Source organism: Streptomyces sp. NPDC005805, from assembly GCF_040630445.1.
Lineage (GTDB): Bacteria > Actinomycetota > Actinomycetes > Streptomycetales > Streptomycetaceae > Streptomyces.
Genome location: NZ_JBEXXN010000016.1, coordinates 84,024 through 96,708, shown reverse-complemented (window position 1 = coordinate 96,708; position 12,685 = coordinate 84,024). Strand labels below are relative to the sequence as shown.

Genomic DNA, 12,685 nt, shown 5'->3' with positions numbered 1-12,685 from the left:
TTACCCATCGGTAGTCGGTTCCCGATAGGGGTTCCCGGCCAATGTTCCCTGCGTCACACGGAGGTGGCCGGCCCCCGGGGGAAGTATTCCACCCCCGGATGTCGGCTGAGTAACCGCAGGTGGAACCCGTCTGTCCGGGCGCCCGCCATGGACCGTAGGGTGCTGCCATGCGAGTCAACGTGGTCAGCGACGTGCACGGCAACGCGCGGGATCTCGCCACCGCCGGCGAGGGCGCGGACGCCCTGGTCTGCCTCGGTGACCTGGTCCTCTTCCTCGACTACGCGGACCACTCGCGCGGCATCTTCCCCGAGCTCTTCGGCGCGGAGGCGGCCGGCCGGCTGGTCGCCCTGCGCACCGCCCGCCGCTTCGACGAGGCCCGCGACTTCGGCCGCTCCCTCTGGGGGAGCGTCGACGGCGACCGCCTCACCGTCATCGAGGCCGCGGTGCGCAAGCAGTACGCGGAACTCTTCGACGCCTTCCCGACGCCGACGTACGCCACCTACGGCAATGTCGACATCCCGCGCCTGTGGCCGGAGTTCGCCCGGCCCGGCACCACGGTCCTGGACGGCGAGCGGGTCGAGATCGGCGGCCGGGTCTTCGGATTCGTCGGCGGCGGCCTGAGCACCCCCATGCGCACCCCGTACGAGATCTCCGACGAGGAGTACGCGGCCAAGGTGGAGGCCCTCGGCGAGGTCGACGTCCTCTGCTCGCACATCCCGCCGGACGTCCCCGACCTCACCTACGACACCGTCGCCCGCCGCTTCGAACGCGGCAGCGCCGCCCTGCTGGCCGCGATCCGGCGGACCCGCCCGCGCTACGCCCTCTTCGGCCACGTCCACCAGCCGCTGGTGCGCCGGATGCGGATCGGCGCCACCGAGTGCGTCAACGTGGGGCACTTCGCGTCCACCGGGCGGCCGTGGTCCCTGGTCTGGTGACGACCGCGGCTCCGGGGGCCGGTGCCCCCGGCCGGGGGCCGCGGGCCCGCGCCCGGAGGGCCGCACCGGCGCGGTAGCCTGCACAGCGTCACCCGACCCCCGGTCGAATCGGCCCATCACCGCACTGTCAAGGAGCCGCAGCGATGGCGGAACACACCAGTTCGAGCATCACGATCGACGCGGCGCCGGCCGATGTCATGGGCGTGATCTCCGACTTCGCCCGCTATCCCGAGTGGACCGGTGAGGTGAAGGAGGCCGAGGTGCTGGCCACCGACGACCAGGGCCGCGCCGAACAGGTCCGCCTGGTCCTCGACGCGGGCGCGATCAAGGACGACCACACCCTCGCCTACACCTGGCACGGCGCCCACGAGGTGAGCTGGACCCTGGTCAAGTCGCAGATGCTGCGCGCCATCGACGGCTCCTACCGCCTCACGCCCGTCGGCGGCGGCGACCGCACCGAGGTCACCTACCAGCTCACCGTGGACGTCAAGATCCCGATGCTCGGGATGATCAAGCGCAAGGCGGAGAAGGTCATCATCGACCGGGCCCTCGCCGGTCTGAAGAAGCGCGTCGAGAGCGGCGCCGGGGCCTGATGCGCCGGCTCCTCGTCACCGGCCCGGGCGGCGCGGGCCGCACCACCGTCGCGGCGGCCGCGGCCTGCGCCGCCGCGGCGGCCGGACAGCGCACCCTGCTGCTGACGGTGGACGCGGAACGGGTCCTGGAGACCGCCGTCCCCGGCACCCCCGAGGCCCCCACCGCCGTCGCGGACGGGCTGTGGGCCGCCCGCCTCGACGCCGCCGGCGACTTCCGGACCGAGTTCCTGGACCTCCAGCGGCGCGTCTCGGCCGGCCTCGACCTGCTCGGCTCCGTCCCCTTCGACGCGGAGGAGCTGACCGAGCTGCCCGGCAGCGAGCAGTTCGCCCTGCTGCGCGCCCTCACCGCGGCCTCCCGCGGCGACTGGGACCTCCTCGTCGTCGACATGCCCCCGCTCCGCGAGACCCTCGCCCTCCTCGCCCTGCCCGGGGAACTGCGCCGCTATCTGCGCCGGCTGCTGCCCCCGGAACGCCAGGCCGCCCGGGCCCTGCGCCCGGTCCTCGCCCAACTCGCCGGGGTGCCGATGCCCGCGCGGTGGCTGTACGCCACCGCCGAGCGCTGGGACACCGAGCTGGCCGGCGTCCAGGCCGTGGTGGAGTCCTCCGGGACCGCGCTCGCCCTGGTCGCCGAGCCCGGACCGGGCGCCGCCGACGCGCTGCGCGCCGCGGGTACCGGGCTGGCCCTGCACGGCCACCGGGTCGCGGCGGTGGTCGCCAACCGCATGGTCCCGGCGCACTCCCCGGACCCGTGGGTCGCCTCCCTCGCCGCGCAGCAGCGCAAGTGCGTGGAGGAGTGGCGGGACGCCTGGGAGCCGGCCGTCCCGGTGCGCGAGGCCGCCCACCTGGGCCGGGACCCGCGCGGACGGGACGACCTGCTGCCGCCGGACGGGTTCCTCGGCGGGAGCCTCCCGGCGGGCGGGTTCCCCGGCGACGGCGGGCCCTCCGGTCATGGCGTGCCCGGTGACGGCGTGCCCGGGGCGGACGGTCGCGAGGAGACCCGGCGCCCCGACCCCTGGACGGTCCGCAGGGCGGAACCCGGCGACGCGGCGGCCGGCGACGGCACCCTGCTGTTCGCCCTCCCCCTCCCCGGCGCCGTCAAGGAGGACCTCACCCTGGTCCGCCGCGGGGATGAACTCCTGCTCACCGTCGGCCCGTTCCGCAGGATCGTTCCGCTGCCCTCGGTGCTCCGCCGCTGCACCGTCTCCGGCGCGGCCCTGCGCGACGGGACGCTCACCGTCCGCTTCACCCCGGACCCCGACCTCTGGCCGAGGAGCCGGTGACGCCGGTGAACGCCGTGCGGCCGTTCGGGTACCGTCGAGCGTAGGAGGGCGCGGCAGGCCCGGCCCTCCGTCCGCCGGAAAGCCGCCGAACGCCGCCCCAGGAGTACGCCATGAGCGATGCCACCGAGCGTCCCGATGTCGACGACGACGCCTGGGCCACGGCGTGCGAGGAGGACCTGCGGGCCGAGCGGGCCCGCCGCCGCGCCGAGCACGGCACCCCGCCCGGGTCCGCCGCCGAGGAACTGCGCAAGCTCCTCGACGTGGTCGCCGACCGGGTCTCCGCGTTCCAGACCTCCGTGCCGGGCCTGGCCGCGCAGAGTGCCGTCCAGCAGTTCGTCACCCAGGCGAAGGCCGCGGTCGAGCCGGTGATCGAACGGAACCCCCAGGTCTTCGACCACCTCGTCGCCGCCGGCGGCGAACTCCTCGCCGCGTACCGGTCCGCCGTGGAGAACCAGGAACGGCGCTGGACCCGCGGCGCGGCCGACCCCGGAGCTGCCCGCGACCCCCGTGACCGGGGCGACGAGGACCCCGGACCGGGCGAGCACATCGACCTGGACTGACCGGGGCGTGCCCGCCCTCGGGTACGGTTGGCCGTAGCGGGGCTCGACCGAATACTGAGGGACACATGGGACTCACCATCGGCGTCGACATCGGCGGCACGAAGATCGCGGCGGGAGTGGTCGACGAAGAGGGCGCCATTCTCGAAACGCACACCGTGCCCACCCCGTCGACTCCCGAAGGCATCGTCGACGCGATCTGCTCGGCGGTCGCCGGGGCGGGCAAGGGCCAGGACATCGAGGCCGTGGGGATCGGCGCCGCCGGCTACGTCGACGACAAGCGCGCCACCGTCCTGTTCGCACCGAACATCGACTGGCGCCACGAACCGCTCAAGGACAAGGTCGAGCAGCGCGTCGGCCTGCCCGTCGTGGTCGAGAACGACGCCAACGCCGCCGCGTGGGGCGAGTACCGCTTCGGCGCCGGGCAGGGCCACGACGACGTCATCTGCATCACCCTCGGCACCGGCCTCGGCGGCGGCATCATCATCGGCAACAAGCTGCGGCGCGGACGCTTCGGCGTGGCCGCCGAGTTCGGCCACATCCGGGTCGTCCCGGACGGCCTGCTGTGCGGCTGCGGCAGCCAGGGCTGCTGGGAGCAGTACGCCTCCGGCCGCGCCCTCGTCCGGTACGCGAAGCAGCGCGCCAACGCCACCCCGGAGCAGGCGGAGGTGCTGCTCTCCCTCGGCGACGGCACCATCGACGGCATCCAGGGCAAGCACATCAGCGCCGCCGCCCGGCAGGGCGACAAGGTCGCCGTCGACTCCTTCCGCGAACTCGCCCGCTGGGCGGGGGCGGGGCTCGCCGACCTGGCCTCGCTCTTCGACCCGTCGGCGTTCATCGTCGGCGGCGGGGTCTCCGACGAGGGCGACCTCGTCCTCGACCCGATCCGCAAGTCCTTCCGCCGCTGGCTCATCGGCGGCAACTGGCGGCCGCACGCGCAGGTGCTCGCCGCCCAACTCGGCGGCAAGGCCGGGCTGGTGGGCGCGGCCGACCTGGCGCGCCAGGGCTGACGCCCACGGCCCGGCCCGGGCCCGCCCCACTCCGGTGCCCGCCGCGTCCTCACCGGAACGCGGCGGGCACCGTCGTATCTTGATCCGCATGGCCACCAGCGAGCTGCCCGCCCTGCCGAACTCCCGTACCGAGCCGGACGGTTCGGCGGTCGTCCGGGTCCTGGGCTACAACCTCCGGTCCCTGCGCGACGACGAGGAGGCGCTGGCCCGGGTGATCCGGGCCTGCCGTCCGGACCTGGTCCTCGCGCAGGAGGCGCCGCGCTTCTTCCGCTGGCGCAAGCACGCGGCACGGCTGGCCGCCAAGACGGACCTGGTGATGCTGTCGGGCGGGGCGACCGCCGCCGGGCCGCTGCTGCTCTGCTCGCTGCGGGCGACCGTCGAGCACACCGAGGACATCCTGCTGCCCCGCACCCCGGGCCTGCACCGGCGGGGCTTCGCCACGGCGGTGGTCCGCTTCGGCGGGGCGCGGCTCGGCGTGGTGAGCTGCCATCTGAGCCTCCAGTCCGCCGAACGCTACGACCAGGCGCGGATGCTCCTCGACCACCTCGCCGCGCTGGACGCCCCGCACGCGGTGGTCGCGGGCGACGTCAACGAGCGCCCGGAGGGCCGCGCCTTCCGCCTCCTCGCCGACCACCTCCAGGACGCGGGCGCGGTCGCCCCCTGGGGCGACGCGGACACCCATCCCCAGTCCGCCCCGCGCCAGCGCATCGACGCGGTCTTCGCCACGGAGGGCGTCGAGGTCCTCGCCTGCGGGGTGCCGCGCGGCCTCCCGGGCGTCTCGGACACGGACCTCCGCACCGCGACCGACCACCTCCCGGTCCTGGCGGCCCTCCGCGTCCCGGCGGGGTAGGCACCCTGCCGGGACGCTGCCGGGACCGTCAGACGACCGCGCCGCGGCCCGGGTCGTCGTCCTCGTCGTCGCCCGACGACATCCGCGCCACCAGCGTGGCGAAGCCGCCGAGGAAGCCGCCGACGCACAGCGTGGTCAGCCACCAGGTCATGTCCCACTGGAGCAGGACCGCGATCAGCATCAGGACCGGGCCGCCGATCACCGCCAGCCACGCGAACTTCGCGGTGACGTCCGCCTCCGGCAGCGGCGGCGGCTCCGGGGGCACGAAGTGGCCCTCGTCGCTCTCGTCGAGATCCTCCTCGGCGGGCTCCGCCACCGAGTAGTCGCGGGGGCCCGCCACCCCCGGGGCGAAGGTCACCGAACTGCCCAGCGGGGACGCCTCCGGGCTCTTCCCGGCGGGTTCCTCCGAGGGCCGGTCCTCGGGGGCGTCGTTGGTCTCGGCCTCCAGCAGGGCCAGGTCCTCGACCGACTTGAAGGGCTTCGCGCCGGGCGGGTCCACCGGCTCCTCCCCGTACCCGGCGACGATCGCCGCCCAGGCGGCCTCCTCGTCGATGGGCTGCGGCTCGCGGTCCGCGTCGTGCTGCTCAGCCACCGGTGGTACTCCCTCCCAAGGTCTCCGGCGCGGGGGACGGCGCCGCCCCCGCCTCCGGAGTGAGCCGGCCGACGAACGCGAGACTCTCCTCGAAGATCCGCTCCGCATCATGGTCCAACGTCGCGACGTGGTAGCTCTGTTCCAGCAGGATCTCGGTGACGTCCGTGGAGGACACCCGGCTGAGGATCCGCGCCGAGTCCGCGGGCGGCACCACATGGTCCTCGGGGCTGTGCAGGAGCAGCAGCGGCTGGGTGACCTGCGGCAGCTCGCCGTCGACCAGCCGGAAGAACTGCCGGACCGAGTGCGCGGCGTGCAGCGGCACCCGGTCGTACCCCAGCTCCTCCACCCCCGGCTTGGCGATGTCGCTGGTCAGACCCTTGGTGGACGGGACCAGATGCCGGACGACGGGCAGCAGCGAGGCCATCGCCCCGTGCACCTTGTTCGCCGGGTTCACCAGGACGATCCCGCTGATCGCGTCCCCGTGCTTGGCGGCGAGGCGCAGGGTCAGCGCGCCGCCCATGGAGAGGCCGAAGACGAAGACGCGGGAGCAGCGGTCCCGCAGGCCGGCCAGCTCGCGGTCGACCTCCGCGTACCAGTCCTGCCAGCCGGTCATCTGCATGTCCTGCCACCGGGTGCCGTGGCCGGGCAGCAGGGGCAGCGACACCGTCAGCCCCTGCTTGGCCAGGTACTCGGCCCAGGGGCGCAGCGACTGCGGGCAACCGGTGAATCCGTGACAGAGAAGGACGCCGACCTCGCCGCCTTCATGGCGGTAGGGCTCGGCTCCGGGAAGGACCGGCACCGGGGTCTCCTGTTCGTGAGGTGGAGGTGTACGCGGGCGTACGTGAGGGTGGGGTGCCCCTCACGGTACGCGACCGGACCGACACCGACCAGGTCCGTCACGCCCCGGGCCGCGACCGGGCCGGGAGCCGGGGGCCGGGCACGGGATAAGGTCTGTTCGAGAGCACACAGGAGGATTTCGAGTTGATCTACGGCGCCATGAAGTTCTCCATCGGGGGATCGCTGAAGCTCGCCTTCAGGCCCTGGGTGGAGGGCCTGGAGAACATTCCGGCTTCGGGTCCCGCGATCCTCGCCAGCAACCACCTCTCCTTCTCGGACTCCTTCTTCCTGCCCGCCGTGCTGGACCGGAAGGTCACCTTCATCGCCAAGGCCGAGTACTTCACCTCGCCCGGCGTGAAGGGGAAGCTCACGGCCGCCTTCTTCAAGGGCGTCGGCCAGCTCCCCGTCGACCGCTCCGGGGCGCGCGGCGCGGGCGAGGCGGCGATCCGGGCGGGCATCGAGGTCATCGAGTCCGGCGGGCTGTTCGGCATCTACCCGGAGGGCACCCGCTCCCCGGACGGGCGCCTCTACCGCGGCAAGCCCGGCGGCCTGGCCCGGGTGGCGCTCGCCACCGGCGCGCCGGTGATCCCCGTCGCGATGATCGACACCGAGAAGATCCAGCCGCCCGGCAAGGTCGTCCCCAAGCTGATGCGGCCGGGCATCCGGATCGGCCGGCCGCTGGACTTCAGCCGCTACCAGGGCATGGACGGCGACCGGTTCATCCTGCGTTCGGTGACCGACGAGGTCATGTACGAGATCATGAAGCTGTCCGGCCAGGAGTACGTGGACACCTACGCCACCGCCGCCAAGCGCGCCATCGCCGAGGCGGAGAAGGCCGAGAAGGCGGAGAGAGCCGCGGCGAAGGCCGCCTAGCGCCGGAAGGCCCGGGGCCGGACGGCCGGGAGGGTGGGGGAGATGGCCCGTCGGATGAGAGTGGTGCGGATGTCGGTCGAGGTGCCCCTGTGGCGCGCCCTCGCCGGCTACCGCGTCCTGACCATGGTCTACGCGGTCCTGCTGTTCGTGTTCACCCGGCAGAAGTTCGAGCGGCCCGCCGTCGCGGTGGTCTTCCTCGCCGTGCTCGTGGTGTGGACCCTCGCCACCCTGCCCCTGGTGTCCTCCGCCGCGCGCTGCACCCGGCCGTTCCTGGCCGCGGACCTCACCCTCGCCCTCACCGGCATCCTGCTCACCCCGCTCGCCGACTTCGACGCGCAGAGCCACGACGGGCCCACCCTGCCGTCGATCTGGACCGCCGGATCGGTGCTCGCCTTCGCCCTGAAGGGCGGCTGGCGGTGGGCGGCCTTCGCCTCCTCGCTGGTCGCCGTCGCCAACATCGTGGAACGCGGCGAGCCCAGCGCGGACACCTTCCACAACGTCCTCCTGGTCTGGGTCGCCTCCATCGCCATCGGCTATGTGGTCGAGGTGGCCCGCGCCTCCGAGCGCACCCTCGCCCGCGCCCTGGAGATCGAGGCCGCGACCCGGGAACGGGAGCGTCTGGCCCGGGACATCCACGACAGCGTCCTCCAGGTCCTCGCCATGGTGCAGCGGCGCGGCACCGCGCTGGGCGGCGAGGCCGCCGAGCTGGGCCGGATGGCCGGGGAGCAGGAGGTCGCCCTGCGCAGCCTGGTCGCCGGCGGCCTGCTGCCCGCCTCCCGGGTCGGCCCCGGCGGGGACGGCGGCGGTGGCGCGGTCGTCCGGCTGGTGGACGAGCCCGACGCGGACGAGGCCGAGGACGCCCCCGTCGATCTGCGGACCCTGCTCACCCCGCACGCGGGCGCCCGGGTGACCCTGTCCGAGCCGGGCGCCCCCGTGCTGCTGCCGGGCCCGGCGGCGCGCGAGCTGGCGGCGGCCGTCGGCGCGGCGCTGGACAATGTCCGCAGGCACGCGGGCGATGATGCGCAGGCGTGGATCCTGGTCGAGGACTGGCCGGGCGAGGTGGTCGTGACGGTCCGCGACGACGGGCCGGGCATCGCCGAGGGCCGGCTCGCCCAGGCCGAGGGCGAGGGCCGCCTCGGTGTGGCCCAGTCCATCCGCGGCCGGCTGCGGGACCTCGGCGGCCGGGCCGAGGTGATCTCGGTGCCGGGACAGGGCACGGAGGTCGAGTTGACGGTTCCCCGGGGGAAGGCGGAGAGATGAGCGAGACAGCGCACGACGGCGGCGGGGCACGGCCGATCACGGTCATGGTCGTGGACGACCACCCGATGTGGCGGGACGCGGTCGCCCGCGACCTCGCCGAGGCCGGGTTCGACGTGGTCGCCACGGCCGGCGACGGCGCCCAGGCGGTCCGCCGGGCCAAGGCGGTGGCCCCGGACGTCCTCGTCCTCGACCTCAACCTGCCCGAACTGCCGGGGGTGCGGGTCTGCAAGGAACTGGTCGCGGCCCTGCCCGGACTGCGGGTCCTGGTGCTGTCCGCGAGCGGTGAGCACGCGGACGTCCTGGAGGCCGTGAAGTCGGGCGCCACCGGCTATCTGGTGAAGTCCGCGAGCACCGCGGAGCTGACCGACGCGGTCCGCCGCACCGCCGCCGGGGACCCGGTCTTCACCCCCGGCCTCGCCGGTCTGGTCCTCGGCGAGTACCGGCGCCTCGCCTCCGAGCCCGCCCCGGCGGCCGGCGGCGACGAGCCCAAGGCCCCGCAGCTCACCGACCGGGAGACCGAGGTGCTGCGGCTGGTCGCCAAGGGGCTGTCGTACAAGCAGATCGCCGAGCGGCTGGTCATCTCGCACCGCACCGTGCAGAACCACGTCCAGAACACCCTGGGCAAGCTCCAGTTGCACAACCGGGTCGAGCTGGTCCGGTACGCCATCGAGGCGGGTCTGGACGACGCCTGACCCCACCGGCCCCGGACCCGGCCGGCCCCGTTTCCGCCCCGCCGGGCGGCGGCGGGGCGGCACCGGCGCGCCCCGCGTCCTACGATGCCCTCCATCGGCGGCACAGCGGCCGCCCGGGTCCGCACCCGCACCCGGACGACAGGGGAGAGCACCGTGGAAGTTCTGGCCTTCGGCGTCCAGGCGGACGAGAAGCCCCTCATCGAGAAGGCGTTCGCGGGCCGCCACCAGGTCCACTGCACCGAGGTGTTCCTCACCCGGGACACCGCCCCGATGGCCGCCGGCTACGAGGCGATCTCCACCAGCGTCAACGCCCGGCTGGACGCGGACGTCCTCCAGACCCTCGCCGTCGGCGGGACCGCGATGATCGCCCAGCGCTCCACCGGCTTCAACAACATCGACCTCCCGGTGGCCGAACGCCTCGGCCTCACCGTGGCCCGGGTCTCGTACTACTCCCCGTACTCCGTGGCCGAGTTCGCCTGGGCCCTCGCCATGGCGGTCAACCGGCGCGTCGTCCGGGCCGCCAACCGCACCCGCGACTTCGACTTCCGGCTCGACGGGCTGATGGGCCGGGACCTGCGCGGCCGGACGGCGGGCGTGGTCGGCACCGGGAAGATCGGCGAGGCGTTCACCCGGATCGCCCACGGCTTCGGCATGCGCCTGCTCGGCTGGGACCTCGCGCCCAACCCCGCCTGTACGGCCCTGGGCATGGAGTACGTCGCCAAGGACGAACTGCTCGCCGCCGCCGACCTGGTCAGCCTGCACGTCCCCCTGGTCCCCGACACCCACCACCTGCTGGACGCGACGGGCCTGCGCGCCATGAAGGACGACGCGATCCTGGTGAACTCCAGCCGGGGCGGGCTGATCGACAGCGGCGCCCTCGTCGGCGAACTGCGCAAGGGCCGCTTCCTGGGCGTCGGGCTCGACGTCTACGAGGCGGAGGCCGGACTGTTCTTCCTGGACAAGTCCGTCGAGGGCATCGACGACGACACCCTCGCCCGGCTGGTCACCTTCCCCAACGTCCTGGTCACCTCGCACCAGGCGTACTACACCGAGGACGCCGTCGACCAGATCGCCGAGACCACGGCCCGCAACATCGAGGACTACGCGGCCGGCCGGCGCAGCGAGAACGTCCTCGTCCCCGCCGCCCCGGCCGGCTGAACCCCTGGGCACCAGCACCCCCGCCCCGGACCGGTCTCAGCCCACCAGCACCCCCGCCAGCAGGTTCGCCGTCAGCTCCGCCCCGTTCAGGGTGAGCACCGACTCCGGGTGGAACTGCACCCCGGCGAAGCCCTCGCCGCGCAGGGCGTGCACATCCCCGCTCGCCCCGTCACGGGACAGCTCCACCCGGTGCATCGCCAGTTCCGCCGCCGTCCGCTCGTCGCAGCGGGCGGTGAAGCTGTTGTAGAAGCCGACGGTCTCCGGCCGGCCGAAGAAGTCGATCCGCTCCTGCGCCCCCTGGAACGGCTCGTCCTTGCGCACCAGGTCCAGCCCCAGCTCGGCGGCGATCAGCTCGTGCCCCAGGCACACGCCCAGCAGCCCGTGCCGGTGCCCGGCGAGCAGTTCCCGGGTGAGGGAGCGCAGGAGGCGCATCCGGGGGCCGGCCGGGTCCGAGGGGTCGCCCGGCCCGGGCCCCAGCACCACCGGCCCCTCGTGGCCGAGCGCCAGCTCCCGCAGCCCCGGCACATCGTGGCGGACCACCGACACCGCCAGCCCGGTCGAGCGCAGCAGATGGGCGAGCATCGCCGTGAAGGTGTCCTCCGCGTCCACCACCAGGCACTCGCCCGTGAGCCGGCCCGCGACGGGCGGGGCGCCGTCCCGGAGCCGCAGCCAGAACGGGGCCAGCCCGGCCCGCCGCGCGTCCAGTGCCGCCCGCACCCGGGGGTCGTCCGCGAGCCGGGGCACCGGACGGCCGTCCTCCGGCGGCGCGGGCCGCACCCCCAGCGCGGCGAGCACCCCGGCCGCCTTGGCGTGCGTCTCGGCGACCTCGCCCATCGGGTCCGAGTGCCGCACCAGCGTCGCGCCGACCGCCACCCGCAGCCCGCCGGAGGCGTCGATGTCGGCGGTGCGGATCAGGATGGGCGAGTCCAGGGTCCCCGCCCCGCCCGCGTCCGTGCCCAGCAGCGCCAGCGCCCCCGCGTAATAGCCCCGGCCCGTCCCGCCGGGGCCCGCGGGCTCGTGGCGTTCGATGACCCGGCAGGCGTTCTCCAGCGGTGAACCGGTGACCGTGGCCGCGAACAGGGTCTCCCTCAGCACCTCCCGCACATCCAGCGAGGAGCGCCCCCGCAGCTCGTACTCGGTGTGCGCGAGATGGGCCATCTCCTTGAGCCGGGGGCCGACCACCACCCCGCCCCGGTCGCCGACGGTGCACATCATCTTCAGCTCCTCGTCGACCACCATCGACAGCTCCTCGCGTTCCTTGCGGTCGGCCAGGAAGCGGAGCAGCCCCTCGGCGTCCGGGCCCTCGGGCGGGTAGCGGAAGGTCCCGGAGATCGGGTTCATCACGACCGTCCCGCCGCTCATCCGGACGTGCACCTCCGGGCTCGCGCCCACCAGGGTCCGCTCCCCGGTGTGCACCACGAAGGTCCAGTACGCGCCCCGCTCACCGGTCAGCAGCCGCCGGAACAGGGCCAGCGCGTCCGCCCGCCCGAAGCTGGGGACCGTGCCGGTGAAGGTGCGCCGGATGACGAAGTTGGCCCCCTCGCCGCGCCCGATCTCCTCCTCGACCACCCGCCGGACCACCTCCGCGTACTCCTCGTCGCCGACATCGAAGCCGCCGCCAGTCACCGCGACCGGGTGGGCGGGCAGGGCGCCGATGAGGGCGTCGAGCGGCAGCTCGTGGTGCTCGCCGGCGGTGAGCACGGCCAGCGGGGTGCCGTCGTCGCGGACCGCGAAGCCGCGCTCGGCGATCTGGCGGAACGGGACCAGGGCGAGGGAGGGGCGCTCGCCGACGGGCAGGTCCGCGAGCCGTCCGGCCTCCCGGACCTCGCCGATCAGCACCTCGACGAGCGAGTGGTCCCGGCCGGGGGTGCGCCGGCGGAGCAGGGCGAACGGCGGGCAGCTCTCGTCCAGCAGCCGGGCCACCAGCGCGGCGGCGTCACCGGCCAGGGCGGGAGCGTCACCGGTGTGCGCCGGGCCGGGGGAGACGGGCGGGGGAGTGGACACGCGGGGTGGCATACGGGGTTCCTTCCGGAGGAGGCCGGAGGGAG

At 74.4% G+C, this 12,685-nt stretch carries 13 protein-coding genes; 10 read left to right on the top strand and 3 right to left on the bottom strand.

The window, feature by feature from the left end; genetic code table 11:
• The first annotated feature begins 179 nt into the window (after positions 1-179).
• The 6 genes from ABZ457_RS12060 (at position 180) to ABZ457_RS12035 (ending at position 5,225) form a co-directional block, all read left to right on the top strand.
• The gene (locus tag ABZ457_RS12060) at positions 180-935 is read left to right on the top strand and encodes a metallophosphoesterase (RefSeq protein ID WP_359156745.1); all 756 of its coding nucleotides are present in this window, start codon (positions 180-182) and stop codon (positions 933-935) included.
• A gap of 143 nt (positions 936-1,078) precedes the next feature.
• A complete protein-coding gene (locus ABZ457_RS12055) occupies positions 1,079-1,528 on the top strand; it encodes an SRPBCC family protein (protein ID WP_018848801.1) in 450 nt (149 codons plus the stop codon).
• Positions 1,528-2,808, top strand: coding sequence for an ArsA-related P-loop ATPase (locus ABZ457_RS12050; protein ID WP_359156691.1), 1,281 nt, complete (start codon positions 1,528-1,530; stop codon positions 2,806-2,808). The genes ABZ457_RS12055 and ABZ457_RS12050 overlap by 1 nt, the downstream gene beginning before the upstream one ends.
• A 110-nt stretch (positions 2,809-2,918) precedes the next feature.
• A complete protein-coding gene (locus ABZ457_RS12045) occupies positions 2,919-3,368 on the top strand; it encodes a DUF5304 domain-containing protein (protein WP_359156689.1) in 450 nt (149 codons plus the stop codon).
• Between the two features lie 65 nt (positions 3,369-3,433).
• A complete protein-coding gene (locus ABZ457_RS12040; protein ID WP_359156686.1) occupies positions 3,434-4,375 on the top strand; it encodes an ROK family glucokinase in 942 nt (313 codons plus the stop codon).
• An 88-nt stretch (positions 4,376-4,463) separates the two neighbouring features.
• On the top strand, positions 4,464-5,225 hold the full coding sequence (locus ABZ457_RS12035; protein ID WP_359156684.1) for an endonuclease/exonuclease/phosphatase family protein: 762 nt from the start codon (positions 4,464-4,466) through the stop codon (positions 5,223-5,225).
• Positions 5,226-5,253: 28 nt separating this feature from the next.
• Here the strand turns inward: ABZ457_RS12035 and ABZ457_RS12030 are convergent, their stop codons facing one another.
• Entirely contained in the window at positions 5,254-5,817 is a 564-nt protein-coding gene (locus tag ABZ457_RS12030; protein ID WP_359156682.1) for a hypothetical protein, read from the bottom strand.
• Entirely contained in the window at positions 5,810-6,616 is an 807-nt protein-coding gene (locus tag ABZ457_RS12025) for an alpha/beta fold hydrolase (RefSeq protein WP_359156680.1), read from the bottom strand. The genes ABZ457_RS12030 and ABZ457_RS12025 overlap by 8 nt, the downstream gene beginning before the upstream one ends.
• A gap of 182 nt (positions 6,617-6,798) precedes the next feature.
• Between ABZ457_RS12025 and ABZ457_RS12020 the strand changes: the two genes are divergently transcribed.
• The 4 genes from ABZ457_RS12020 (at position 6,799) to ABZ457_RS12005 (ending at position 10,637) form a co-directional block, all read left to right on the top strand.
• Positions 6,799-7,527 carry a lysophospholipid acyltransferase family protein gene (locus ABZ457_RS12020; RefSeq protein WP_359156678.1) on the top strand — a complete coding sequence of 243 codons (729 nt, stop codon included), beginning with the start codon at positions 6,799-6,801 and terminating at the stop codon, positions 7,525-7,527.
• Between the two features lie 42 nt (positions 7,528-7,569).
• Positions 7,570-8,787, top strand: a complete 1,218-nt coding sequence (locus ABZ457_RS12015) for a DUF5931 domain-containing protein (RefSeq protein WP_359156676.1) — start codon at positions 7,570-7,572, stop codon at positions 8,785-8,787.
• Complete coding sequence (locus ABZ457_RS12010; protein ID WP_359156674.1) at positions 8,784-9,479, top strand: response regulator transcription factor; 696 nt, start codon at positions 8,784-8,786, stop codon at positions 9,477-9,479. Before ABZ457_RS12015 ends, ABZ457_RS12010 begins: the two co-directional genes overlap by 4 nt.
• Positions 9,480-9,632: 153 nt before the next feature.
• On the top strand, positions 9,633-10,637 hold the full coding sequence (locus ABZ457_RS12005; protein ID WP_359156672.1) for a 2-hydroxyacid dehydrogenase: 1,005 nt from the start codon (positions 9,633-9,635) through the stop codon (positions 10,635-10,637).
• Positions 10,638-10,673: 36 nt separating this feature from the next.
• Here ABZ457_RS12005 and ABZ457_RS12000 read toward each other — a convergent pair whose 3' ends face one another.
• Positions 10,674-12,653: an anthranilate synthase family protein gene (locus ABZ457_RS12000; RefSeq protein WP_359156670.1), complete on the bottom strand. Its 1,980-nt coding sequence runs from the start codon at positions 12,651-12,653 to the stop codon at positions 10,674-10,676.
• Between the last annotated feature and the right edge of the window lie 32 nt (positions 12,654-12,685).